This is a genomic window from Pseudomonas sp. Pseusp88, from assembly GCF_047303955.1.
GTDB lineage: Bacteria > Pseudomonadota > Gammaproteobacteria > Pseudomonadales > Pseudomonadaceae > Aquipseudomonas.
On record NZ_JBGLYM010000006.1, the window covers coordinates 128776 to 155706 of the forward strand.

Sequence of the window (26931 nt, forward strand, 5' to 3'; positions counted from 1 at the left end):
TTAACGATCCTGGGCCGAACTTCGTCTAGTAAGGACATTTGCTGAATACGAGGCTCTGTTCTGCCCATGACTCCTGAAGAATCCCTGGCACTGGCCCAACGTTTCATGTCGTTACCCGCTGCCAAGCGGACGCTGTTCTGGCAAGCCCTGAACAGTGACGGCCTGGACTATAACCTGCTGCCGATTCCGCTGTTGGCCGAGGCACCCGCCATACGCCCGGCCAGCCATGCGCAACAACGCATGTGGCTGTTGTGGCGCCTGGATCCGCATGGCACGGCGTATCACCTGGGTTGTCGTTATCGGCTGCAGGGCGAGCTAAATGTTGGCGCCCTGCAAGCCGCCTGTGACGATCTGGTGGCGCGCCAGCAGAGCCTGCGCACCACTTTCGTCGAGCAAGACGGACAACTGTGCCAGCATATTCACGAGCGTGCCTTGTCGACCCTGACGGTCGAAGACAGGGTGGAACACATCGATGCCGTCGCCCGGCAGCCCTTCGATCTGCGTCGGGGCCCGCTGTTTCGGGCCCACCTTTTTCGCGAGTCTGCCGATACTTGGTGCCTGAGCCTGGTCTTGCACCACAGCATCGCCGACGGTTGGTCATTGGACATCCTGGTGGGCGAACTGCTGCGCGGCTATGCCGCCCGTTGCCAGGGCCAGGCGGGGCAGTGGCCAGCACTGGCGCTGCACTATGCCGACTTCGCGCGCTGGCAGCGCTACTGGCTGGAGGCCGGCGAGGAGGCGCGACAGCTGACCTATTGGCGCGCACAGTTGGGCCCCACCGACAGTGTGCTTGAACTGCCCGAGGACAAGCCACGCCCACCGAGCCCCAGCTACCGCGGCGCGGCGGTCGAGCGCCGATTATCGGCTGCCGGCCTGCAGGTCCTGCAAGCCTTGGCGCAATCGCGTCGAACCACCTTGTTCGTGACCCTGCTGGCAGCGTTCCAGGCCGTATTGCGGCGCTACAGTGGCCAGTCGCTGATTCGTATCGGCGTGCCCATTGCCAACCGTCCGCGCCAGGAGCTGGAAAACCTGATCGGCTTCTTTGCCAACACCCAGGTAATGGTCGCGAACTTCACCGATGACATGAGCTTTGACGCCTTGCTCGACAGCCAGCGCGAAGCGTCGTTGGGTGCCCAGGCCCATCAGGACTTGCCGTTCGAACGTCTGGTCGAGGCCCTGCAGCCAGCGCGAGACGCCAGCCGTAACCCCCTTTTCCAGGCCATGTTCAGCCATGTCCCGCGTGCCCTGGGCGAGCGCCAGGTGCAGCGTGTGGCGGGCCTGGAGTGTCGGGCGGTGGCGCAGCCGGTGAGCACCGCCCAGTTCGACCTTGGCCTGAACACCTTTGAAACCGCCGACGGCGAACTGTTGCTGCGCCTGGGTTATGCCACCGACCTGTTCGAACAGGCCACGGTGCAGCGCTTGCTGGACCATCTGGTGGTGTTCCTCGAGCAAATGGAACTGCATCACGCCACACCTCTGGCCGATATAGCGCTGCTGTCGCCAGGCGAACGTAGCGACCTGCTGGTCACCCGCAATGCCACCGCTCGACAGTGGCCGGCGAATGACCTGCTGGGGCTGATTGCCGGGCAATTGGAAAGCGATCCCCAGGCCATCGCCGTGGTTGCCGGGAACGAACAACTGAGCCGCGCCGAGCTTGCCGAGCGCAGCGATCGCCTGGCGGCCTGGCTGCGCGGGCGCGGGGTGGGTATCGACAGCCGCGTCGGCATTGCCGCCGAGCGCTCGGTGGAACTGGTGGTGGGCCTGCTGGGGATTCTCAAGGCGGGCGCCGCCTACGTGCCACTGGACAGCGACTACCCGGCGCAGCGTTTGCAATGGATGCTCGAGGACAGCGGCATGCAGTTGCTGCTGACCCAGCAGCGCCTGTTGGACCGACTGCCGGCCAGTGCCGTGCCGAGCTTTTGCCTGGACCGCGACTGGGCCCAGGTGCAGGCCTGCAGGCCGTTGCCGGCGGTGGACGTGCCGCCGTTGGCGGCGGCCTATTGCATCTATACCTCCGGTTCTACCGGTAGGCCCAAGGGCGTGATCAACAGCCATGAGGGCCTGTACAACCGGCTGCTGTGGATGCAGGACGCCTACGGGTTGACGGAGCTGGACCGGGTGCTGCAAAAGACCCCGATCAGCTTCGATGTGTCGGTGTGGGAGTTCTTCTGGCCGCTGCTGACCGGTGCCCGTTTGGTGATGGCGCCACCGGGAGCCCACCGCGACCCGCGGCAACTGCGCGCCTGCATTGTCGAGCAGGGCGTGACCACGCTGCACTTCGTGCCCTCGATGCTGCAGGCCTTCGTCGGCAGCGGTGAGCTGGCGCACTGCCCGAGCCTGACCCGCATCCTCTGCAGCGGCGAGGCCCTGCCCGCAGACCTGCAACAGCGCACCCGCGCCGAGCATCCGGCGGCGCTGTACAACCTGTACGGTCCCACGGAGGCCGCCATCGACGTGACCGCCTGGACCTGCGGCGACTGGCCGCGGCCATGTACACCCATCGGTCGGCCCATCGCCAACACCCAAATCCACGTACTCGACGAGCAGTTGCAACCGGTGCCTCTGGGCGTGGCGGGCGAGCTGTACATCGGCGGCGTCAACCTGGCCCGGGGCTATCTGAATCGTCCGGGCCTGACGGCCGAGCGCTTTGTCGCCGACCCGTTCGGCAGCGGTGGTCGGTTGTACCGCAGCGGCGACCGCGCGCGCTGGACCGCTGAAGGCGAAATCGAATACCTGGGGCGCCTGGACCATCAGGTGAAGCTGCGCGGCCAGCGCCTGGAGCTGGGCGAGATCGAGGCACGCCTGCGCGACTACCCCGGTATCACGGCGGCGGCAGTGATCCTGCGCGACGGCTCGGCGGGCCAGCAATTGATTGGCTATGTCTGCGGCCCTGCGGCGCAGGAGGAAGATGCCCTGCGCGCGCACCTGGCCCAGACCCTGCCCGAGGCTCTGTTGCCGGCTCGTCTGCTGGCCCTGGAGCACTTGCCACTGACGCCCAATGGCAAGCTCGATCGCAATGCCTTGCCTCAGGTCGAGTTGGCCGAACGTGCTTTTGAAGCACCTCGCACCAGTCTTGAACAGGCGTTGGCCGATATGTGGGTCAAGGTGCTTGGGGTGGAAAGGGTGGGGCGCCAGGACAACTTCTTTGCCTTGGGCGGCCACTCGCTGACGTTGGTGCAACTGGCCGCCGACATCGATCGGCGCTGGTCGGTCGAACTGCCGTTCCGGCGCCTGTTCGAGCACCCGACTCTGGCGGCCCTGGCGACCGAGCTGGAGGAGACCCTGGCCGTTGCAACGCCACTGGACGCAGATCTGGATGAGCTGGATGGCTGGCTTGAGGATCTTGAGGAAATGACCCATGAATAAGCCGCTGACCACTGCCGCGCCCCAGGCACGCCTGGAAACCATCGCCCAGCGGCTGATGGCTTTGCCCGCAGAGCAACAACAACGGTTCGTGGAACAACTGGACGAGCGCGGCATCACTCTGGATCGCTTGCCGTTGACCGCCGCCGGTGCACGGCGTGGCAGCCTGTCGTCAGCCCAGCGCCGGTTGTGGTTCCTCTGGTGCCTGGAGCCTTCCAGCACCGCCTATCACATCCCCGCAGTGGTGCGTCTGGAGGGGGGCGTGAATGTGCCGCGCCTGCGCCAGGCGCTGCAGCAGGTGTGCCAGCGCCACCAAGTGTTGATCAGTACTTACGATGATGCACAGCACGAGCCGCTGCAGGTAGTGGGCGACGCAGCCGCGCTCAGCCTGGACTGCATCGATCTGCGTGCTGACACCTCGGGCACCCTCATCGAACTCATCGAGCGCGAAGCCGCCGCTCATCTGCGCCAGCCGTTTGACTTGCGCCGTGAGCCGCCACTGCGGGTGCGTCTGGTGCAGTTGGCTGACGAGCAATCGGTGCTATTGCTGTGCGTGCACCATATCGCCAGTGACGGCCAGTCCATGGGATTGCTGGTGAGCGAGTTGGGCCAGGCTTATGCCCTGGGGCAGCCGGACGTGGCTCCGACACTTCCTCAGTACCTGGACTACGCGGCGCGTCAGCAAGTGTGGCGTTTGTCGGCGGATTACCGACACCAGCTCGAAGGCTGGCGCGAACGTCTGCAGGGCGCGGCCGTGCTGGAGTTGCAGCAGGACCGCGTGCGGCCTGCGCAACCCACGCAACGGGGTGCCCAGCATTTGCTGCGCTTGCCCGCCGAGCAGGTCCGGCGTCTCGGGCAGATCGCCCAGCAGGCCAACGTCAGCCTGTTTATGCTGCTGTTGGCCAGCTTCGCTCTGGTGTTGCGCCGTCACAGCGGGCAGAACGACCTGAGCATTGGCGTGCCGGTGAGCCAACGGCGCCTGGCCGGCAGTGAGTCTTTGATTGGCCTGTTGGTGAACACCTGCGTGGTGCGCTTGCAACCGGCGGACGAGCAACCATTCAGCGCCTTGCTGGCCCATACGCGCGACGCTGTGCTGGACATGCAGGCCAGCCAGGACGTGCCGTTCGAGGCTGTGGTCGAGGCCTTGGGCACGGCTCATGACCTGGAGCGCAACCCGCTGTTTCAGGTGCTTTTCAACCATGTGCGTCACGCCGCACTGCCGTCGCAGGGGCCGGACGGCCTGCGCATGAGTGTGTTGAGCCGACCAGCCGAAAGCGCCCAGGTGGACCTGGCCCTGAACACCAACGAGCAACCCGACGGCAGCCTGCACGCCAGTTTCGTCTATGCCACCGACCTGTTCGACGCCACCACCATTGCGCGTCTGGCGGGCCATTACCAGCGCTTGCTCGAAACCCTGTGCGATACAGCGGATCGTCCATTGCACGAATACGTGTTGCTGTCGCCAGCCGAACGTAGCGACCTGCTGGTCACCCGCAATGCCACCGCCCGCCAGTGGCCGGCGAATGATCTGCTGGGGCTGATTGCCGGGCAATTGGAAAGCGATCCCCAGGCCATCGCCGTGGTTGCCGGGAACGAACAGCTGAGCCGCGCCGAGCTTGCCGAGCGCAGCGATCGCCTGGCGGCCTGGCTGCGCGGGCGCGGGGTGGGTATCGACAGTCGCGTCGGCATTGCCGCCGAGCGCTCGGTGGAACTGGTGGTGGGCCTGCTGGGGATTCTCAAGGCGGGCGCCGCCTACGTGCCACTGGACAGCGACTACCCGGCGCAGCGTTTGCAATGGATGCTCGAGGACAGCGGCATGCAGTTGCTGCTGACCCAGCAGCGCCTGTTGGACCGACTGCCGGCCAGTGCCGTGCCGAGCTTTTGCCTGGACCGCGACTGGGCCCAGGTGCAGGCCTGCGCGCCGTTGCCGGCGGTGGACGTGCCGCCGTTGGCAGCGGCCTATTGCATTTATACCTCCGGTTCTACCGGTAGGCCCAAGGGCGTGATCAACAGCCATGAGGGCCTGTACAACCGGCTGCTGTGGATGCAGGACGCCTACGGGTTGACGGAGCAGGATCGGGTATTGCAAAAGACCCCGATCAGCTTCGATGTGTCGGTGTGGGAGTTCTTCTGGCCGCTGCTGACCGGTGCCCGTTTGGTGATGGCCGCGCCAGGTGCCCACCGCGACCCGCGCCAACTGCGCGCCTGCATTGTCGAGCAGGGCGTGACCACGTTGCACTTCGTGCCGTCGATGCTGCAGGCCTTCGTCGGCAGCGGTGAGCTGGCGCACTGCTCGAGCCTGACCCGCATCCTCTGCAGCGGCGAGGCCCTGCCCGCAGACCTGCAACAGCGCACCCGCGCCGAGCATCCGGCGGCGCTGTACAACCTGTACGGTCCCACCGAGGCCGCCATCGACGTGACGGCCTGGACCTGCGGCGACTGGCCGCGGCCATGTACACCCATCGGTCGGCCCATCGCCAACACCCAGATCCACGTACTCGACGAGCAGTTGCAACCGGTGCCTCTGGGCGTGGCGGGCGAACTGTACATCGGCGGCGTCAACCTGGCCCGGGGCTATTTGAATCGTCCGGGCCTGACGGCCGAGCGCTTTGTCGCCGACCCGTTCGGCAACGGTGGTCGGTTGTACCGCAGCGGCGACCGTGCGCGCTGGACCGCTGAAGGCGAAATCGAATATCTGGGGCGCCTGGACCATCAGGTGAAGCTGCGCGGCCAGCGCCTGGAGCTGGGCGAGATCGAGGCACGCCTGCGCGATTACCCCGGTATCACGGCGGCGGCGGTGATCCTGCGCGACGGCCCGGCGGGCCAGCAATTGATCGGTTATGTCTGCGGCCCTGCGGCGCAGGCGGAAGATGCCCTGCGTGCGCACCTGGCCCAGACCCTGCCCGAGGCACTGTTGCCGGCTCGTCTGCTGGCCCTGGAGCACTTGCCACTGACGCCCAATGGCAAGCTCGATCGCAATGCCTTGCCTCAGGTCGAGTTGACTCAACAGCAATATGTAGCCCCGCGCAACGACATTGAACGGGCCTTGGCTGGTCTGTGGGAGCAGGTGCTTGGCGCCGGACAGGTCGGTATCGAGGACAATTTTTTCGCGTTGGGCGGCGATTCCATCAACGCCCTGCAAGTGGTCAGCCGCGCGGCTGCGCAAGGTCTGCAACTGGAGCTGCGCGAGCTGTTCCTGCACCCGCGCATCGACCGCCTGGCCAGCCGGGTCAGCCAACTGCACACACAGGTCCAGACAAGTGCGCCGGCGCAGCCGGTGCCCGCCGACCTGCGGGCACGCCTGCCGGCCGAGCTGGGCGAGCTGGAAGACCACTATCGCCTGTCACCGATGCAGCAGGGCATGCTGTTCCATACTCAGGACGATGACGGCACGCTTTACATCAATCAGCTCACGGTGGGCGTCAACGGTCTCGACGTGACCCGCTTCGAGGCTGCCTGGAACGCCACCCTGGCCCACCACAGCGTATTGCGCAGCGCCTTCCTTTGGGACGGCGGCAAGGATGCGCTGCAACTGGTCGCGCGCCAGGTGCGTTTGCCCCTGAGCGAGCTGGACTGGCGCGGCCGCGATACTTCGGTCGAGCTCCTCGACGGCCTGGCCCGTGCTGAGCGCGAACGCGGTTTCGATCTCTTGGCTGCGCCGCTGATGCGTCTGCTGCTGGTGCGTCTGGCAGATAACCGGCATCACCTGATCTGGACCTACCACCACGTGCTGATGGACGGCTGGAGCAGTTCGCTGTTGCTGGGCGAAGTGCTGCGCCGTTACGCCGACCCTGAGCATCCGCAACCGGCCGCCGGGCGTTTCCATGATTACATCCAGTGGCTGGAAAGCCGCGATGCGGCGCTTACCGAGGGCTACTGGCGCACACGCCTGCAAGCCCTGGAAAGCCCCACGCAACTGGCGGCCAGCCTGATTCCGCCCCGCGACGGCAGCCGTGGCCACCACGCCATTTATACCCGCCTGGGCGCGCCTGCCACGACGGTGCTGCGCAGCTTTTGCCGCGAGCAAAGCATTACCCTCAACACCCTGGTACAAGGCGCCTGGCTGATCCTGTTGCAGCGCTATACCGGCCAGCGTTGTCCGGTGTTCGGTGCCACTGTATCCGGGCGTCCGGCGCAGTTACCGGGCATCGAGCAAATGCTTGGGTTGTTCATCAACACTGTACCTGTGCTGCACCCGGTGGCGGACAGCCAGCCGGTGGGCGACTGGCTACGTGCATTGCAGGCGGCCAATCTGGAAGGTCAGGCTCACGAACATGCCTCTCTGCCGCAGATCCAGCGCTGGGCGGGACAGGGCGGGCAAGCGTTGTTCGATAGCATCATCGTGTTTGAGAACCAGCCGGTGGACCAAACCCTCAAGGCCTGGAACGACGCGGACTTGCAGTTCGACGATATCGCCGACGTGGGCTTGACCAACTTCGCCATGGACCTGATGGTCAGCCTGACCGACTGCTTGCATATCGAATACATGTTCCTGCGTGAGTCCTTCACCCTGCAGGCCGTGGAGCGTCTGCGCGATCACCTGGAGTACTTGCTGCAGAGCCTGGCGCAACAACCTGAACGCGCGGTCGGCAATCTGGGCCTGAGCGCAGCGCTGGCTTGCCCGCCGACGCCGACTGCGGCTACGCCGTGGCGCTCGGTGATGTCGCGCATCAGCGAGTATGCGCAATGCCAGCCGCAAACTGCGGCACTGATCGGAGAGCAGGGGCAACTGACCTTCGCCGAGCTTGAACGCCAGGCCAACCAATTGGCCCACTTGATGATCGCCCACGGTGTGGCGGCGGAAACCCGTGTGGGCGTGGCCCTGCCGCGCGGCCCGCAGACCGTGGTGGCACTGTTGGCGGTGCTCAAGGCCGGTGGTGCCTACGTGCCATTGGACGCCAGCTACCCCACCGAACGCCTGGCGTTCCTGCTGGAGGATGCCGCGCTGACCCTGCTGGTCACCGACAGCGAGTTATCCGTCAGCTTGCCCGTGCCAGCGCAATTGCCATGCCTGGAACTGGACCGCCTGGACCTGGCGGCGCAACCGGCCAGCGCCCCGGCGGTGGCGGTTCACCCCGGGCAACTGGCGTACCTGATCTACACCTCCGGTTCCACCGGCCGCCCCAAAGGCGTGGCCGTAACCCATGGCCCCCTGGCGATGCACTGTCAGGCCATCGGTCAGCGCTATGGCATGAGCCCGGCGGACCGCGAACTGATCTTCATGTCGTTCTCGTTCGATGGTGCCCAGGAGCGCTGGATCACGGCGCTCAGCCACGGCGCGGGCGTGGTGATCCGTGGCGAGGAGCTCTGGACCCCGCAGCAAACCCTGGAGGCGATGCGCGAACATCGGGTCACGGTGGCAGCCTTCGCCCCGGTCTATCTGCAGCAGCTCAGTGCCGAAGCGGCGCATAGCGGACACGTGCCGTCCATGCGCATCTACTGTTTTGGCGGTGACGCGGTGCCCGAAGCAGCGTATCGGCAGGCTTGGGAATGCCTCAAGCCCCAGGCGATCATCAATGGTTACGGTCCCACCGAGACGGTGATCACGCCATTGCTCTGGCGCGCGGCTATCGACGACGCCTGCGGCGCGGCCTACGCGCCCATCGGCAGCCTGGTGGGCGCACGCACGGGGTGGGTGCTGGACGAGGATCTGAACCCTTTGCCGCCGGGCCTGGCCGGTGAGCTGTACCTGGGAGGGGAAGGACTTGCCCGTGGTTATCACCAGCGTCCGGGCACCAGCGCCGAGCGCTTTGTCGCCGACCCGTTCGGCCCGCCGGGGGCGCGGCTGTACCGCACCGGCGATCTGGTGCGCCAGCGCGATGACGGGGTATTCGACTACCTGGGGCGTATCGATCATCAGGTGAAGATTCGTGGTTTCCGCGTGGAGCTGGGGGAAATCGAAGCCCGCCTGCGCCAACGCCCGGGCGTGCGCGAGGCGGTGGTACTGGCCGTGGAAACCCCGCATGGACGCCAGCTGGTCGCCTATGTCGAGGGCGGCGAGGAGAGCAGTGGGCAACTGCGTGAGCAACTGCACAACCAGTTACCCGACTATATGGTGCCAGCCAGGATCATCAGCCTGGCCCGCCTGCCGGTCAACGCCAATGGCAAGATCGATCGGCGGGCGCTGCCCGAGCCCGTGTGGGAGTCGAGCGGGCGGGTGGAACCGCGCAACGACAACGAGCGTTTGCTGGCCACCCTCTGGGCCCAGGTATTGGGCGTGGAGGCGGTGGGTATCCGTGACAATTTCTTCGAGCTGGGCGGCGATTCGATTCTTTGCCTGCAGGTGATGGGACGCCTGCGTGCCTTACCGTCGTTGGGCGTGGAGATCAAGCTGCGTGACCTGATGCGTTACCAGACTATCGAGGGCGTACTCGAACATGCCACGGCGGCCCAGACAGTGGTGCCGTCGGATAGCCAGGCGCTGCCCGGGGAGTTCCCGCTGCTGCCGATCCAGGCCTGGTTTTTCGAGCAGCCCATGGCCAACCGTTCGCACTATAACCAGGCGGTGCTGCTGGATGTGCGCGAGGCCCTGGACCCGCTTGCTCTGGAGAGCGCCCTGCAGGCTCTGGTGCTGCAGCACGCCAGCCTGCGTCTGCGCTACCGTGAAAGCGCGCCGGGCCAATGGACCCAAAGCTATCGCGAAACGGCCGAGCTGGAGGCGCAATGGCGCCGCGAGCCGCTGCTTTGGCAGGCCGATATCGACACCGTCGAGCAGGTCACCGTGCAGGCCGAAGCGGCCCAGCGCAGCCTGGATATCCAGCACGGCCAACTGGTGCGCGGGCAGTATCTGTGCCTGGGCCAGGAGCGTCGCTGGTTGCTGCTGAGCATTCATCACCTTGCTATGGACGGGGTGTCGTGGCGCATCCTGCTCGAGGACCTGCAGGCGGCCTATGCCCATGCGCTGGATCCGGCGGCCGAGGCGCCGTTACCCACCGGCAGCCCTTACCGCGCCTGGGTCGAACGCCTGGGCGCGCTCGCCCTGGATCCAGCCTGGAGCACCGCGCAATTGGCTTACTGGCAAGGTGGCGACGGCCCGCAGGTTTACGTCGAGCCGCCCCGTGACAATCCGCGTGGCCGGCAGCAGGTGGCCCAGCAGGCTGCAGCCATGCTGGTGCTCGATAAGGCGGCCACTGCGCGCTTGTTGAAACAATTACCGGCGGACCTGGGGGTGCGCATCGACGATCTGTTGCTGGCGGGTCTGGCCCGCAGTCTGTGCCGCTGGAGCCAGGGCGAGGCGGTGCGAGTGATGCTCGAGGGCCATGGCCGCGAGGACTTGTTCGACGAGTTGGACCTGAGCCGCACTCTGGGCTGGTTCACCAGCCTGTACCCGATGGGCTTGCGGGCGCCGGCCGGGGAAACCTTCGCCGTCACCGCCAGGCGGATCGCCGAGGGCTTTGCCGCCCTGCCGGACAAGGGTCTGGGCTATGGCGCCCTGCGCTACCTGGGCAGCGAGCAGGCACGTGCGGCCCTGGCTGCGCATACCGCGCGGGTCACGTTCAACTACATGGGCCAGTTCGATCAGAGTTTTGCCGATGACGGGCTGTTCAAGCCGGCTCGCGAGCATATGGGGGCCTTGCAGGGTGCCGATACGCCGCTGGCAAACTGGCTGGAGATTGTCGGCCAGGTCTACGACGGCCAATTGAGCCTGCGCTGCGTTTACAGCCAGAAGGTCTGGCGCGCCGAAACCGTCCAGCGTTTCATGGACGACTACCGTAATGAATTGCTGTTGGCCACTGGAGTTTGCGATGTCGCTCAACCCTGATGTTGCCGTGTTTCTCGATCTGCTGCAGGAAGGCCGTGAGGCTGGCCGTAGCCAGCCTTTCCACGAGATGACGCCGGGCCAGGCCCGCGCCGAGTTCGAGCGTGCCTCCCAGGGACTGGACTGGCCAGGACCTGCGGGCGTGACTTGGCAGGCGTTCAGTGGCGCCAGCCGCGACGGTGATCAACTGAGACTGCGCCTGTATCGTCCGGCGTCCACCGCCACGACGACGGCCTTGCCGGTGGTGGTTTATCTGCACGGTGGTGGCTTCATGGTCGGCAGCCTGGACAGTCACGCGGCGATATGCCGCGAGCTGGCAGGGCGGGTCGGCTGCGCGGTACTGGCGGTGAGCTACCGGCTGGCTCCGGAGTACCCATTCCCCACTGCCGTGCACGACGCCGAGGATGCTCTTGGCTGGCTTGCACGGGAGGGCGCGGCGCTGCAACTGGACACCGCGCGTCTGATCCTGGCGGGCGACAGTGCCGGCGCGACCCTGGCGACGGTGCTGGCCAGCGCGCCCGACCGATTGCCGCTGCGCCCGTGCCTGCAGGCGCTGTTCTACCCGATCACCGACGCCAGCCGGGTCAGCGGCTCGGCACAGTTGTTCGACGAAGGCTATCTGCTGGAAACGGCGACGCTGGAATGGTTTTACCAGCACTATGCCCGAACCGCCGAAGACCGTCTGGACCCGCGTTTTTCGCCTTTGCTACGCTCCGATCTTGCGGGCGCGACGCCGACCCTGCTGGCCATCGGCGGGTTCGACCCGTTGCTGGACGAATGCCTGGCCTATGCCGAACGGCTTGCCCAGGCCGGGGTGGCGGTGACCACCCTGCGGTTGGGCGGGCTGCCCCATGACTTCCTGCGTCTGTATACCTTGAGCGAGGAAGTCGAGAGGCTTTACCAGCAGATTGCCGAGTGCTTTACACGGGCCTTCGCTCCCCTCACGCCTTGCGCTTGAGGATCAGCAGCATGAAGTACGGGCCACCGATAAAGGTGGCCATCAGGCCGGCGGGGATCTGCCAGGGGTATATCAGAGTGCGTCCCAACCAGTCGGCCAGGCTCATCACGACGGCACCCAGCAGTGCCGCACCGAGCAGTTGCGGCAGTGCCTGGCGCACGCCGCTCATGCGCAGGATATGCGGCACGATCAGGCCGACGAAGCTCAAGGGGCCGACGATCAGTGTGGCGGTAGCCGTCGCCAGGGCCGTGAGCAGCAACAGGAACAGTCGCGCCCGTGCCAAGGGGACGCCGACGTTTTGCGCAGTGACCCCGCCCAGCGGCAGGATGTCCAGCCAGCGGGCGGTCAGCGGGGTGCACAGCAGCAACACGAGCACTACTGCGCAGGCGGTCCAGGCATCCGGGAAATCGACGCGGTAGGTCGACCCCGACATCCACGACAGCAGCAGGTTCAGGCGCGGATCACCGCTGATGAGCACCATGGCCGACAGTGAGCCGGTGAGGGTGGCCAGGACCACTCCGGTGAGCAACATGCGGTCGGGGGCGAAGGCGCTGCGCCAGCCCAGCCCGAGCAGGATCAGCAGGGTTATGAACGCACCGCCCAGGGCCATCAGCAGCATCGCCCCTTCGGGCAGGGCCCGGCCGGCGGTCATCAGGAACAGCAGGATCACCCCCAGCGCGGCACCTGAGCTGATACCCATGACTTCCGGGCTGGCCATGGGGTTGCCAGTCATCCGCTGGATAATCACCCCACCGATGGCCAGCATGGCCCCGGCTGCCAATGAGGCGATGACCCGTGGTGCACGCAAGCCCCATAACTCACGAATTTCCGCCAGGTCGCTGATGTGCCAGCCTTGGGGCCCCTGGCTGACAAACAGCAGCATCAGTACCGTCAGGACTAGACCGATGCCCGCCACGGGCAGCACGCGCCAGGGGTTGAAGGCGCGCGCACGGGAGTGGTTGCGGCTGTCGCCGGGGCGCGGCGGAGTATCACGCAGACGGGGCAGCAACCACAGCAGCAGCACCGCGCCCAGCAGAGAACTGGCGATGCCCGTGGGCAGACCGTTGGCAAAGCGGCGCATGAGTTCGTCGGCCAACCACAGCAGCGCGGCACCCATTACCGGCGAAGCCAGCAACTGGCCGCGCAGGCGTCGCACGCCGCCCAGGCGCACCAAGTGCGGCGCGGCCAGGCCGAGGAAGGCGATCACCCCGACACTGCTGACCACACAAGCACTCAGCCAGGTAGCCAGGAGCATGCCGACTACCCGGGTCATGCCCAGGGACACGCCGAGACCGCGCGCACCGGCATCGCCAAGGCCCAGGGTGTCGAGCATGCGTGCCAACGCAATGGTCAACAGTAGGGCCAGGGCCAGCCGCGGTGCCAGGAATTGCACGTTGGCCCAGCCGATTTGAGTCAGATCGCCGGCCTGCCAGACGAACAGCTCGCTCAGGGCTTCCTGATTGAACAGCACAAGGATCGAGTTGCTGGTGCCGCAGTACAAGGTCACCAGCATGCCGCCTATGATCAGCGCCAGCGGCGACAAGCCGCGCCGTGCCGCCAGCAGCACCACCAATAGGGTCGCCACGCTGGCCCCTGCCATCGCCACCCATTCGCGTCCGCCATCCAATAGCCCGGGGGCATACAGCAGGGCGATGGACAGCGCCAGGTAGGCCCCTGCCGAAACGCCCAGGGTCGAGGGCTCGGCCAGAGAGCTGCGCAGCACCGTCTGGAATAACGTGCCGGCCAGGCCCAGGGCGGCGCCGGTCAACAGCGCGATACACATGCGCGGCAACACGCCGTACTGGATCAGCAACAACTGGGGGGCGGTTTGCGGGGCAAGCAGTTCGGCCCAGCGCTGTGGGGGCAATACTTGGCTCAACTGGCCGTAGGCCATGCTGGCGGCCAGCACGAGCAAACCCAGGATCACCCAGACGGCGACCGGGAGGGCGCGGCGCGGCGGCGCCACGCTTAAGGCTTCAGACATACCGGGTTTCCAGATAGGCAGTGATCGCTTCGGCCAGGTTTACAGCGCTTTGAACGCCGCTCACGTAGGTGGGTGGCAGGGGCACGACATGGCCCTGGCGTACCAGTGGCAGTTGGTTCCACAGCGAGCTTGTGCTCAGCTCGTGCAAGGCGCGCACGCTGCTTTTGCCGTAATTAAGGTAGAACAGCAGCGCGTGCTGTGGATTGGCCAGTTGCTCGATGCCGACGCGGGTCTTGCCGTACTCGTCGACTTCCCCGCGCCAGGCGTTGTCCAGGCCGATCAGGCGCAGGGCATCGTTGAGGATACTGTTGCGCGCATACAGACGGATAAAGCCTTTGCCGCGGGTCAGGTCGCCGATGAAGATCGGTGGCCAGGTGCGGCCGTTGAGGCGGTGGCGACAGGCTTGCAGACGCCCTTCGAGCTGCTCTGCGACGGCCAGGGCCTGGGGGCGGCGATCCAGCCAGTCGCCGACCTGGAAGAGCGTTTCGAGACCTTTGTCATAAGGGCTTTGACCGGGGGCCAGTTCCCAGATGTATTCGCGTACCGGGGCGATGCGTTGCAGGGTCTGCCGCTGACCGGGGTTGAGTGTGGAGGTCAGCAGCAGGTCCGGCTTGAGTTGTTGTATCAACTCCAGGTTGGGTTCGCTTTCGCTGCCCAGGTCCAGGACCTGGGGCGGCAGGCGCGGGTCTTCGATCCGCTCGCGAAAATGCTCGCTCTGGTTGACGGCCAACGGCGTCACGCCCAGCGCGAGCATCAACCGCGCCAGCTCCCAGTCGAGGGGAATGACCCTCGGGGAAGCGGGCGCGCCCAGCAGTGGCCAACACGGCAGCAGGCATAGCCCGCCCAGTACTTGGCGACGGGTATGTCCAATCGTGCGTGAGGCCATCTGGTTACCAGTTATAGGTGACGGATCCGGTCACGGTACGACGGTAGCCGTACTTGCAACTGTCACCGGTGTAGCCGCACTGCGAGACGTACTTCTCATCGGTCAGGTTGGAGGCATTGACCCCCAGCTTGACGCCCTTGAGGGACGGCGCAATGTGGCTCAAGTCATAGCTGAGTGCCGCGTCGAGCAGGGTGTACGAGGGAATGGTATCGGTGTGTTGGTCGTCGATGTAACCGGCACCGACAAAACGCACGCCGGCACCGGCGCCCAATCCTCTCAGTGGGCCTTCATGCAGTGTGTACTGCGCCCAGAGCGACGCCAGAGTGGCCGGGGTGTTGGCCGGGCGATTGCCTACGTTGCCATTGGCGTTCTTGGTGATCTCCACGTGCGAATAGCTGTAGTTGGCGATCAAGTCCAGCGAGTCGTTGATGGTGGCCTTGCCCTCGAGTTCGATACCCTTGGATTCCAGCTCGCCAGTCTGGATGCTGAAGCGGTTGTTGGCCGGGTTGGCGGTCAGCACATTCTGGCGGGTCAGATCGAACAACGAGACGGTAAAGAAGCTCTCGCTGCCCTTGGGCTGGAACTTCACGCCCACTTCATACTGGTTGCCGGTTTCCGGTTTGAACGAGCTGCCATCGAGTGCGGTGGCGCCTACGGTGGGGTAGAACGATTCCGAGTAGCTGACGTAGGGCGCCAGACCGTTATCGGCCAGGTACATCGCACCGGTGCGCCAGGTGAAGGCATGGTCGCGCTGCTTGGTGGTGGCGTCGCTGATGTGATTGTCGACTTCCTTGCGGGTCCAGTCCTGGCGACCGCCAACGTTCAGCACCCAATGCTCGTCATACTTGAGTTGGTGCTGGAAATACGCACCGGCCTGGTTGAGGGTTTGCTTCTGGTCCAGGTCGTAGTCGACGACCAGGTCGCTGTAGTCCTGATGGTATAGCGGATTGTAGACATCCAGGGTTGACGCCACGGCGCCGCCGCCCAATTGATCGGTGGTGGCGTGCTGCAGGTCCAGGCCGACCAGGGTGGTGTTCTCGAACTTGCCAACGTTCCACTTGGCCTGCAGGTTGTTGTCCATCAGCGCGTTCTTGACCTTTTCGTGGCCTGTGTAGGCAAAGCGTCCGACAGTACGGTTGTCGGCGGCCAGACCATATTGGTACAGCGTGCGCTGGTCCTGGTAGGAGCGCGAATAACGGGTGTTCTGATGGAAGGTCCAGATATCGTCGAAGTGGTGCTCGAACTGATAACCCACCGACCACTGTTCCACGTCATATTTGTCGTAGTCCGGGTCGCCGACAAACAGGTTGGTCGGCAGGCGGCCGTACTGCGAGGGCACCAGGGTACCGATACGCGGCAGGGCATAGTAGCCCAGTACGTTGCGGTCTTTCTGGAAGTTGCTGAGGATCGTCAGCGAGGTGTCCTCGGACGGGCGCCAGGTGAAGGCGGGTGCGATGTATTGGCGGTCGTCCTTGGCGTACTCGATCTGGGTGTCACTGTCGCGTACCAGCCCCGTCAGGCGGTAGGAAAAAACCCCTTCGTCGTCAATCGGGCCACCGAAGTCGGCAGCGATCTGTTTGCGGTCATTGGAGCCGGCTTCTACGCTGATTTCATGCAGCGGTACGTCGGTCGGGCGCTTGCTGACGATGTTGACCATGCCGCTGGGCGCGCCCTGGCCATAGAGGATCGACGAAGGCCCGCGCAGCACTTCGATGCGGTCCAGTCCATAGATTTCGCCAACGGCACGACTCTGGTTGCTGAAGCTGTACTGTCGCAGGCCGTCACGGTAGATGCCGCCGGTGGTGGTGGCGTCGAAGCCGCGGATGCCGATGGTATCGCGACGGGTGTCGACACCGTTGGCCTCGGCGTTCACCCCGGCGGTGTAGCGCAATGCGGCGCCCACACTCTGAGGTTTCTGCTCGTCGATCTGCTTGCGGGTAACCACGGAAATGGACTGCGGCGTTTCCATGATTGGCGTGTCAGTTTTCGTCGCTGTAAGCGTCCGGTTGGCTATCAGCCCGCTGACCGGGGTCAGGGCGGTTTCCAGCGAGGTGCTGGTGATCGTCTGCACCGGCAGGGCCAGAGCCGAAGAGCTGTCCTTGGCCACCACGGTGATGGTATTGCCCTGGTGCTGATAATCCAGATTGGTGCCTTGCAACAGTTGTTCCAGCGCGCGTTGCGGATCCATCTGCCCCTTTACCGCATGGGAGTTGACCTTGGGCAACTGGCCAGGCTGATAAAGAATATTCAGACCGGTCTGCTCGCCCAACTGGCGCAAGGCGCTTTCCAGGGGTTGGGCCGGAATGCTGATGTTGCTCGGCGAGTCGGCCATTGCCGCGTTGATGGGCAGGGCGGCCGTCAACAGCGCGGCGGTCAGCAGTCCGATGGCCATGCGCGGCGACGTGGATTGCCGGGAACGAAACGTCTGATATTGCTGTGGATTCATGCGATCGAGCTCTGTAGTTGGGTTAAGGTTTATTATTTTTTTGGGTTGGCAGATGAAGCAGCACAGTGTCGCCTTGATCCCTTCGCCGGCAGCGGGCAATTGCCGCAGTACTCGGTGTCAGGGATCAGGTAAGCGATACAGCACAACCGCCTTTGGCGATGTGCTTCGCCGTCGCCTTGGGCGACATAGCGGATCGGGTCACGCAACGGGTTGCGCCAGCCATCGGGCCAGACGGTCTGGGTGAGCAACCACTCGCCATCAGCCACGGCCTGGAGCGGCGGACGGGGCAGGCGCGCGACCGACCGCAGGATGAATTCGACGACGTTACCGGCGTTGCTCCAGAACACCGTGGCTGAGGCACCGCTGATGTGTGCCAGGGCTTCGATGGCGGGTTGCAGATGGCCACGCACCAGATTTTCGAAACGTTCGGCTGGGGTCCCCGCTGCGCAGGTTTTGCCCTCGTTGGCCAGCTTCAGCGACACGGGCAGACCATCATCGGCCAATACCCACGCCACTTCGGCCAGGCTCAAGGGCAACTGGCGGTCCAGTATCAGGTTGGCCGACAGGCAGGGCATCAGCAGTTGGGTGAAATAGCGTTTGGACCACAACGACAGAACGGCGCGCCGATCACTGTTGTTAAAACGTCGGGCAAAGCCTTGGGTCGCCTGCAGCAGCGTCGGCTCGGTAAACAACCTGTCGGCGGCAATCGCTGGGCGTGGGTCATCATGCAGGACCAGGCTGCCGCGATATTCCTCCAGAGGGCCCTGAAACAAAGGGGCGAGGAGTTCGGTCATGGCGTTGTTTTCCCCAGGCTGCGGTTTGCGAGCCTTGCTGCATTCAATTCAAACGATGCGTGCGTGTTAGGGGGAACGGACGAGCGGCGGAAAAAATTAGCAGTTTTTGGAAGTATTTATCATTAAGTACTGAACGGGTCGATTTTCCTCAGGACGCAGGCAGTCCTGCGGCGGCCTTTGCGCTTGGCGTGGCGATAAGTTGATCCCCGGTGATGAGCCTTAAAAAAACCGGTTCGGGTTTCGTATGAACAAGAAGGACGGTCATTTTGTCCGTCATGCGGTCATTCGGGAATTTTTCATGCGCCCTTTCTGCTCAAGACACCCCAGCCAGTGCCCCTTGGCCTTGACTGTCGCCATGGGGCTGACGCTGCTGTCGTTATCCTTGCCGGGCCATGCCGCACCGCGTGGCAGCCTGATTTCCGACACCTTGGTGCGCGATTACAGTGTGCAAGCGTTGAGCGGCCTTGCCGGGCAGACGCTGGCGTTGACCGGTGCGCCACGTTGTGGGGTACAGATGCGCGAACTGCTGTATCGGACTGTTGGTGTGCACGGTGAGCCTGCGACCGCATCGGCCATGCTGTTGCTCCCCCAGGGGCCCGGCTGCACGGGATCGCAGCCGTTGCTGGGCTGGGCTCGCGGTACCGAGACCTTGCGCGACTCGCAGCAGGCCAGCCAGGAGCCCGGCGGCCCGGCTACTGCGCTAATGACGTTTTATGCCGCACAAGGTTACGTGGTGGCTGCCACCGATTACCTGGGCCTGGGCAAGTCAGACTATCGGTTTCACCCTTACCTGCACGCCGACAGCGAAGCCTCTGCCATCATCGATGCCTTGCGCGCCGCGCGACTGGCCGGCAAGCAGGATGCCGTGAGGTTGAACGGCAAGGTGGCGCTGGCCGGCTATTCCCAGGGTGGGCATGCGAGCATGGCAGCCCAGCGTGCCATCGAAAAAGATTTCAGCACCGAGTTCGACCTGCGTGCCAGCGCGCCGATGTCGGGGCCCTATGCCCTGAGCCAGACGTTCCTGGACAACTGGAACAGCCCTCACGGAACGGGCGATGCGCTGGCGCCATATCTGTTCGTCTACACGCTCAATTCGATGCAAAACACCTATCGCAATATCTATGGCAACGCCGAGCAAGTGCTCAAGCCCCCGTATGCCGAGCAGGTACAGGGACGTTTTCCGGGCAAGGAGCGTCTGATGGACATGGCGCGGGCCGGGCTGCTGCCGCCGCTGGGCGTGGGGGACAACTTGCGGCAGGCGCGCTTTGCCGAGGACTTCGTGAGCAACCCGCGCAATGCGTTGCGCGTGGATCTGGTGCGCAACGATCTGTTGGCCTGGACCCCGAAAACCCCGACAGCCCTGTGTGGCTCCTCGCGCGACACGGTGGTGCCGTGGCGCAATGCGCAAACGGCCAGTCAGGTGTTCGAGGGAAGGGGAGTGAAAGTCACCCTGGTGGATGTTGATGCGCAGATCCCGAAGGATGTCGACGGTATTGCGGCGCACACAAGCTGGGGGGCAGCGCTGTGCATGGCGAAAACGCGGCGCTTGTTGCTCGATCCCTTGATGTTCGATGGCGGTGATCGCGCTGTAGAGCAGCAGCTGCCGGTCAGACAGCCGAACCCGGCATGAGGCGTTTGCCGACCGCATTGATGCGGTCGGCCCAGGCGTTTCAGACGGCGACGCTCATTTCTTCCAGGACCTTGCCGCTCTGCAGTTTGAGCAGATGGTCGGCGCAATCGAAGTAGCGGTCATCGTGGGAGATCACAATGATGGTTTTGCCCAGCGCTTTCAGACTCGGCAGCAGTTCGTTGTAGAAGATCCGGCGGAACGTCGGGTCCTGATCAGCTGCCCATTCGTCGAACACCAGCACCGGGCGTTTTTCGGTCCAGGCTTGCAGCAACGCCAGGCGTTTGCGTTGACCCGTGGACAGGTCGGTGGTGGAGAACTTGCCGTCATGGATATTGACCTTGTGAGCGATCTCCAGCCGCCGCAGGTATTGCTCGGCATCCTCCGGGATGGCCTCGTCGCCCTGGATCAGATCCTCGAACAGAAAGTAGTCAGAGAATATTGTGGTGAATAGTTGGCGATAGTCATCGCAGCTATGTGCCGTGACCGGTTGACCGTCCAGCAGGATGGAGCCCTGTTGAGGTACGTAGAGGCCCAGCAGCAGCTTGATCAGGGTGGTCTTGCCGCAGCCGTTCTCGCCGACGATAAATAGCGTTTCGCCGCGTTTGATCTTCAGGTTCACCGGGCCCAGTACAAAGGGCGGTACGTCGGGTTGTGCGGGGTAGGTGTAACGGACTTCGTGCAGTTCCAGGCTATCGATGCTGCTGACCACCGGTTTGTGTTCGTCGAGCAGCAAATGCGGTTCAGACGAGGAGAACTGAGCGGACAGGTCGGCGATGCGCTTGAAGGCGACCTGGGCACGGCTGACGATCGGCAGGGTGCCAATCAGGTGTTCCAGTGGGCCTTTCATATATAGCAGCACCAGGATAAAGCCACTGAGGGTGGCCTTGTCGGTACTGGGCCAGATCGATTGGAAGCCCAGGGCGACGCCGATCACGATAAAGAACAGGGTCGAGCCGAAGCCCTTGGCGATGACGAACTGGCGGATAGCCCGTAGTTGGATATCACAGATGCGCCGGGTGGTGCCCTTGAGCTTGTCTCCGAACAGGCGCAGGCGGCGTGGGCGATTGATACGCAGCTCCTTGGCGCCCTCGGCGATGGAGCGGTACTGCTTCTGCAGGTCGTCCTCCAGTTCGCGGGCCTCGAAGAAACCCTGCAGGCCCCGCATCCGGGCGGCGTACTGAATGGCGCTACCGATCAGGATGGCCACCACGGTGGTCAGGAACATCGGCAGGGAGAGGCCGGCCAGGTAGGTCAGGCAGCCCAGGGTCACGCTCAGGGACACAGCCAGCGGCGCGAAGGCGAAGGCGAAGTCGCTGACGGTGTCGACGTCGTGGGTCAACACCGGGATCAGCCGGTGGGTGCGGTAGCGTTCCAGCTGGTCAATGGGGGCCGAGAGAATTCGGCTGCCCAGGTCGATGCGCAGCTTGGCGATAACATGCTGGCCCACATGGTTGGTGCCGATATCCGAGAGTATCGAACCCAGTAGCGCCAGGGCGCACAGACCGCCGAAGGCCAGCAGCAGGCCGCTGGAGGTGATGCCATCGTTGTGCAGGGCCTGGTTTATGGTGGCCAGCAGACCGGTAATGCTCAGACCACCCAGAATGCCGAGTACCACTGAGACAATTAATATGCCGCGCATGGGTTTGATAAGGCTCAGCAATTCGCCGAGCGTGCTGCGAGGGTGCATGGACATCGGTGGCCAATCCTTTTTGCATGGGCGCCTGAAGGCGCCTGTACGTGATCATCCTTCTTAAGACGAATGAGCTGGATAAAAATTGAGGTTCTTCATGTAATGCAGTGATAAGCGCTCTGGCGGGGAGACGTCCCGTTTCCAGCTGGCTGTGTGCAGTTGCACGGCGCAGGTTGGGGCGATCAGGCAGCAAGCCTGCAGCGAATCAAGAGCCAGGGAAGGCCAGGAACCAAAACCGAGGTCTACGGCGTGGTCTTGGCGGTGGGCGCCCGGTTGATGACCGGGTTGCCTTGCTGGTTGCGGCTCATGGAGACCGGCAGCACGCCAGGCAGGGAAGTCGCCAGGCTGGCCATTTCCTGGGTGTTGAAAATGCCACCCAGGCGTATCTGCCCAGTGGCATTGTCGGCCAGCACGATTGGCGTCTGCAGGTAGCGGTTGATCAGAGGCAGTGCCTGGTTGAGCGGCAGGTCGTTGATCACCAGCTTGCCTTCGCGCCAGGCCATGCTGGTGTCGTTGGACTCGATGGGGCTTACCCTGGGTTGATTGTCGCCGCTGCTCCAGCTGGCCTGCATGTTGGGTGACAATGTCAGGGCAGTGTCTTCTCGGCCGGCTTTGCTGGTGACGTTAACGGAGCCTTCCACCAGCATCACCTTGACCTGATCGTTATACATCCATACGTTGAAACGGGTGCCGGTAACCCTGATGCTGCCTTCGCCTGCGTTGACCACGAACGGGTGCTGACGGTCATGGCTGACCTCAAAGAAGGCCTCGCCGTTGTCCAGTCGCACGCTGCGCCGGTCCTTGTAGTTGGTGAAAGTCAGGTGGGTGTTGAGGTTCAGTTGCACGCGGCTGCCATCGCTCAGCAGTACCTGACGGGTGCCGCCCTGGGCTTCATGGGTTTCATAGGCGTTGGGCAGCCAGCCGAACTGCCAGCCGACCAGGCCGGTCAAGGGTATGCCCAACAGGATAACGGCGGCTGCTGCGGCATACCGATGTCGCCATCTGCTCGGGGCGGGCGGGGTGAGGGTGGTCAGCGCCGGGCTGACAGGTTGAACCAGGCCGGTGATGTTCCAGATCTGCGCAATGGCTTCGAATTCGACGGCGTGTTGCGGGTGAGCCAGTAGCCAGGTCTGGAGTGCCTTGCGCTCGGCCACCGTCATGTCACCGTCCTGCAGACGCATGCACCACTGCGCTGCCGTATCGGTGATGGCGTCGTATTGGCTGTCGCTGAGAGGGGACTCGCTCATGGCTTCTCCTGGATTCTGACTATTCTACCCTCCATTGAGAAGCGCTGAGGCGGCGATATGGCAAGGCCACATCAATCAAGGCGTTTAATTTGTCTCGGGTACGTTGCGGGGCAGGCCGGATGCTTTGCGGCAATGTACCAGGGCATCGCGGATCATGAAATTAACCAGAGTGGGTGAAACCCCAAGCTCCTTGGCGATTTCCTTTTGCGGCACGCCGTGCAGGCGATACATCTCGAACGCGTAGCGGGTACGTCCGGGTAGCTCGGTCAGTGCGTCGGCAACTTGTTCCAGCATGGCCTGGTTGATGTGCAGGGCTTCGGGCGAGGAACCATGTATAGCCACATTCAAGCCTTCCTCTTCTGGACTGGAAAAGCGCTGCTCGCTGGCCTGCTTGCGGTAGTGGTCGATGGCCAGGTTACGCACGATCTGGAAGATATAGCTCAGTTGTGCCTTGAGTGAAGAAATGGTCTCGGGCGCCGACTGCAGTCGGAAAAAAGCATCCTGCACCACATCTTCAGCACGAGACCGGCAGCCGGTGATTCGGGTGGCGATCCTGATAAGGGTCAATCGATTGTCGACAAACGCTTGAACCAAGGGCGAAGCACACCTGCTTCTAAAAAAATGTTCCTGCATGGACGTCACCTTGCTACTAAGAGTAAGCGGGGTCTCACGAGCATGGGCTGCTGGTTGAGCGAGAAACAAATTAGAGCTAGTGATAATGATTGTCAAATGCAAAACTGACTTATTAGTATCCGTCCGCGCTGACGACCGCAAAGTCCCGACCTGCTCGGTACGGGATTCCTCGGCGCCTCTCAGCTTTCTGATAAGTGGTAAATCCTGCGGCTCGTCTCCCCGCCATTTTTGTTGAGTCCGGCTTCGTCTCTGGATCACGAATCAGGGCCGGCGACAGCACAATGGCTCTGCACATCGAAAGGGGGGCGGGTTGGCACCACGGCTGACGGTTGCTGTAACAGGACACGTATTTCGGGCTTTGGCCGTCCGACCTGACCTTGGCTTGGCAGGAAGTCGGTACCAGTACGGCCAGCCGCTGGCGATCCACGAGTGGCCTTGCCACGAGCGGCAGGCCATGGCATTGGGGTCTGGGCCTCGGGGCGGGGCCGTCGCGGCTTGAGGGCCTTTGCCTTAGTAGACGAAGCTCAGTGGGCTGCCGTCCACCGGATGGGGCAGCACGCCCATGCCGATGCTGTAAATGGACCCCAGGGTGGCGCTGTTCATGAGTTCGGCCGGCTCACCCTGAATCAGCAAGCGTCCGCTGTGCAGCGCAACCAGATGGTCGCAATAGCGAGCGGCCATATTGATTTCATGCAGTACCACGATCACGCCCAGGTCCAGGTCATGGCTGAGCTGGCGTACCAGCGACAGCACCTCCACCTGGTGGGCGATGTCCAGCGCCGACGTCGGCTCGTCCAGCAGCAGGTAGCGACTATTCTGTGCCAGCAGCATGGCCAGCCACACTCGTTGCCGTTCACCACCTGATAGCTCATCGACGCGTTGCCCGGCGTACACCTGTGTATGGGTAAGCTCCAGGGCTCGGTCCACTTGAGCGCGGTCCTCAGCGCTAAAGCGGCCGAGGGCGCCGTGCCAGGGGTATCGCCCGAAGCCCACCAGTTCGCGCACGGTCAATTCGTCAGCCGAGGGCAGTTGTTGCGGCAGGTAGGCGACCTGGCGAGCGAAGTCGCGATTTTTCCATTGTCCCAGCGGCCGGCCATCCAGGGTCAGGTGTCCGGCTGTCGGCAACTGCTGGCGGGCAAGCAGTTTGATCAGCGTGGATTTTCCCGAGCCGTTATGCCCGATCAGACCGATCATTTGCCCGTGGGGCAGGGTCAAGTCCAGGGGATGAAGCAGGGTGCGTCCTGGTACGCCAAAGCTGACGGCCTGTAGATCGAACATGACCACGTCTACGTGAAAATGATCAGGGCAACTTAATGCATTTGATAAGCAATATCAAACCCAGGGAAGGTGTTTCTCGTGTCAGAGGGGCTCCGATCAACTTGTCGCACGGCGTCGGCAAATCCAGCAGGTTGTGTCAGCAGTGAATATGCACCACCAAGCTGCGCACCAGTCGTTTAGGCCCTGAAAGGCCATACGAGATATCAATCGGGCCGTCTGGCTCTCCGAGCTGAAGCCGGGGCTAGGCGTAACCTTCGATTTTTTGACGCCGATCCATGAAAATAGTTATTTGCGAGACAGGACACTGGCACTTATTTTATTGTTCGTTGGCCGCTTTTGGTCAATTTGGTATAGGCGCCCGATAACGTTACCTTTTAATGCCAACGTTAAGAACGATGAAGGCCTGGGATTTTGTTCTGCGCAGGGTGGAGTCTTTCATTCGCCATGAACCCTCTAGGCCAAATCCTTCGAGGTTCAGATTGTCTGATAATACCTGCATGCTGGAACGTACTAAAAGTTATGGTGGGTATTTGCGTTATGTATGGAGGTATCGTTAAATTTTATTTTTTGTCGGTTCTGGAGTCGCTTTCTCTTAATAAGAAAAGCTTGTGGGTCGGACAAAAATAGAGAAAGCCGCCAAGTACCTTGTTAGCGTTAATGATCAGCGTTAGCAGCATTTTCTCAATCACCATCTTGAGACTGCGGCACCTTTCCAGGCTTTGAATAGTCACGAGGCGGGTTTTAACAAAGACGGCAATGACGCTGCAGTTGCCTTCTGTAGCAAGAAAGGCATTTGAGCATTCCCATCTCTTCGGTCTGAAGAGTTTACGCATCAGGTCAATGGCTCTTCACAAATCAAATTTTGCGGTTATATTTGTTAAAATTATGTTGTTGAGGCATGATGTTGCCTAAGGTAGGCGTATTTTTCACGCGCTGTGCACCGCCCGATCACTTTTATCTACCTGCTGAGGTCTTGCTGATATGGCGAGCGATTCATACGAGCTGACTCCAGCCACTATTAAACAATCAAAAACAACCGTGTTCGCTATTGTTATAGGCAATGGTTTGGTGATCTATGATTTTACGGTATACAGCTTTTCAGCTGTGATTATAGGGAAACTTTTCTTTCCGGCGGATAACCCATTATCTTCCCTGCTTATGTCGTTACTGACTTTCGGTATCGGTTTCACCATGAGGCCGCTGGGGGCAATGGTGATTGGTCGACTCGCCGACCGCAAAGGTCGCAAAGCAGGGCTGAATTTTTCGAATTTGCTGATGGCCGCAGGAACCGCATTGATTGCATGTATGCCGACCTTCGAATCGATTGGGATCACGGCGACATTGCTTATCGTTGTTGCGCGTTTACTGCAGGGTTTCGCAACGGGTGGCGAGATAGGCGTCGCTTCAGCGGTCTTGATGGAGTTGGCGCCTAAGGATAAACGTTGCTATCTGGTAAGTTGGCGCTCAGCCAGCCAGGCTGCTGCCGCGTTACTGGGGGCTTTGGTAGGGGCGGCGACTACATCATTGCTGACCGCCGAGCAATTAATGACCTGGGGCTGGCGGATCCCCTTTGTTTTCGGGTTGTTGATTGCGCCAATCGGCTGGATTATTCGGCGAAATATGGTCGAAGCCGTTCAGCCTGATATATCGCGGCCATCGTTGAGGGCTTTGCTGAAAAGGCACGGCTCGCCGTTGTTGCTCGGCATTTTGCTGATCGCTACACCGACGGCAAGTATTTACTTGATGGTGTTGTACATGCCGACCTATTTGATCCGCAGTCTGGGGATGTCGCCCACCATGAGCCTGCTTTCGTCGTGCCTGGCGAGCGCAATGCTATTTATCGCCGCCCCCTTGTTTGCGCGGGTCGCAGATCGCTATCCACTGCGCAAGCCTACTCAGTACGTCACGATGCTGGCCAGTATTGCCCTGGTTTATCCGGTGTTTCTTGCCTTGACCCAAGGTATCGGCGAAGTGCTATCCATTGTGATAATTGCCGGCTATTCGGTTGTGGCAATGGGTAATAATGGCGTGACGACTGTGATGATCATGGAGTCATTTCCCTTGCATAGCCGTGCCACGGGAATGTCGATGGTTTACAGCCTGGGTGTGACAATCTTTGGCGCGTTCAGTCCATTTTTTGTAACCTGGATGATCAGTGTCACACACAACCCAATGGCGCCTGCATGGTATTTGCTGGGGGCCATGATGATCAGCTTGTTTGCATTGGCGGCTTTTCCTGCGGCTATAGAAGAAAGCAAATAGT

At 62.7% G+C, this 26931-nt stretch carries 14 protein-coding genes; 5 read left to right on the plus strand and 9 right to left on the minus strand.

What is annotated here, in order from left to right:
• The first annotated feature begins 66 nt into the window (after positions 1 to 66).
• Genes ACCD02_RS10430 through ACCD02_RS10440 form a run of 3 tightly spaced genes read left to right on the plus strand, consistent with a single transcriptional unit; the run spans position 67 to position 12080 of the window.
• Entirely contained in the window at positions 67 to 3366 is a 3300-nt protein-coding gene (locus ACCD02_RS10430) for an amino acid adenylation domain-containing protein (RefSeq protein WP_413301046.1), read from the plus strand.
• Positions 3359 to 11125: an amino acid adenylation domain-containing protein gene (locus ACCD02_RS10435; protein ID WP_413301048.1), complete on the plus strand. Its 7767-nt coding sequence runs from the start codon at positions 3359 to 3361 to the stop codon at positions 11123 to 11125. Before ACCD02_RS10430 ends, ACCD02_RS10435 begins: the two co-directional genes overlap by 8 nt.
• Positions 11109 to 12080: an alpha/beta hydrolase gene (locus tag ACCD02_RS10440; protein ID WP_413301050.1), complete on the plus strand. Its 972-nt coding sequence runs from the start codon at positions 11109 to 11111 to the stop codon at positions 12078 to 12080. Before ACCD02_RS10435 ends, ACCD02_RS10440 begins: the two co-directional genes overlap by 17 nt.
• On the opposite strand, the gene fhuB is transcribed toward ACCD02_RS10440, so the two are convergent.
• The 4 genes from fhuB to fhuF are packed head-to-tail and all read right to left on the minus strand — an operon-like array spanning position 12064 to position 18190.
• Positions 12064 to 14064 carry a Fe(3+)-hydroxamate ABC transporter permease FhuB gene (gene fhuB / locus ACCD02_RS10445; RefSeq protein ID WP_413301052.1) on the minus strand — a complete coding sequence of 667 codons (2001 nt, stop codon included), beginning with the start codon at positions 14062 to 14064 and terminating at the stop codon, positions 12064 to 12066. The genes ACCD02_RS10440 and fhuB overlap by 17 nt on opposite strands.
• The gene (locus ACCD02_RS10450) at positions 14057 to 14950 is read right to left on the minus strand and encodes an ABC transporter substrate-binding protein (RefSeq protein WP_413301054.1); all 894 of its coding nucleotides are present in this window, start codon (positions 14948 to 14950) and stop codon (positions 14057 to 14059) included. The genes fhuB and ACCD02_RS10450 overlap by 8 nt, the downstream gene beginning before the upstream one ends.
• 4 nt (positions 14951 to 14954) lie before the next feature.
• Positions 14955 to 17396 (minus strand): TonB-dependent siderophore receptor, encoded by a 2442-nt coding sequence (locus ACCD02_RS10455; protein WP_413301056.1) that lies wholly within the window; start codon positions 17394 to 17396, stop codon positions 14955 to 14957.
• 32 nt (positions 17397 to 17428) lie between these two features.
• Positions 17429 to 18190, minus strand: a complete 762-nt coding sequence (fhuF, locus tag ACCD02_RS10460; RefSeq protein ID WP_413301058.1) for a siderophore-iron reductase FhuF — start codon at positions 18188 to 18190, stop codon at positions 17429 to 17431.
• Between the two features lie 298 nt (positions 18191 to 18488).
• Between fhuF and ACCD02_RS10465 the strand changes: the two genes are divergently transcribed.
• Complete coding sequence (locus tag ACCD02_RS10465; RefSeq protein ID WP_413301060.1) at positions 18489 to 19820, plus strand: alpha/beta hydrolase family protein; 1332 nt, start codon at positions 18489 to 18491, stop codon at positions 19818 to 19820.
• Positions 19821 to 19860: 40 nt separating this feature from the next.
• Here ACCD02_RS10465 and ACCD02_RS10470 read toward each other — a convergent pair whose 3' ends face one another.
• From ACCD02_RS10470 to ACCD02_RS10490, 5 genes are all read right to left on the minus strand, one after another.
• Positions 19861 to 21513, minus strand: coding sequence for a cyclic peptide export ABC transporter (locus ACCD02_RS10470; protein WP_413301062.1), 1653 nt, complete (start codon positions 21511 to 21513; stop codon positions 19861 to 19863).
• A gap of 239 nt (positions 21514 to 21752) precedes the next feature.
• Positions 21753 to 22757 (minus strand): FecR family protein, encoded by a 1005-nt coding sequence (locus tag ACCD02_RS10475; protein WP_413301064.1) that lies wholly within the window; start codon positions 22755 to 22757, stop codon positions 21753 to 21755.
• Between the two features lie 84 nt (positions 22758 to 22841).
• Positions 22842 to 23390 (minus strand): RNA polymerase factor sigma-70, encoded by a 549-nt coding sequence (locus ACCD02_RS10480; protein WP_413301066.1) that lies wholly within the window; start codon positions 23388 to 23390, stop codon positions 22842 to 22844.
• Positions 23391 to 23900: 510 nt separating this feature from the next.
• Positions 23901 to 24668 carry an ATP-binding cassette domain-containing protein gene (locus ACCD02_RS10485; protein ID WP_413301068.1) on the minus strand — a complete coding sequence of 256 codons (768 nt, stop codon included), beginning with the start codon at positions 24666 to 24668 and terminating at the stop codon, positions 23901 to 23903.
• A 560-nt stretch (positions 24669 to 25228) separates the two neighbouring features.
• The gene (locus tag ACCD02_RS10490) at positions 25229 to 25501 is read right to left on the minus strand and encodes a hypothetical protein (protein ID WP_413301070.1); all 273 of its coding nucleotides are present in this window, start codon (positions 25499 to 25501) and stop codon (positions 25229 to 25231) included.
• Between the two features lie 148 nt (positions 25502 to 25649).
• Here ACCD02_RS10490 and ACCD02_RS10495 point away from each other — a divergent pair, with 148 nt between their 5' ends.
• Entirely contained in the window at positions 25650 to 26930 is a 1281-nt protein-coding gene (locus tag ACCD02_RS10495) for an MFS transporter (RefSeq protein WP_413301072.1), read from the plus strand.
• Position 26931 lies beyond the last annotated feature (1 nt).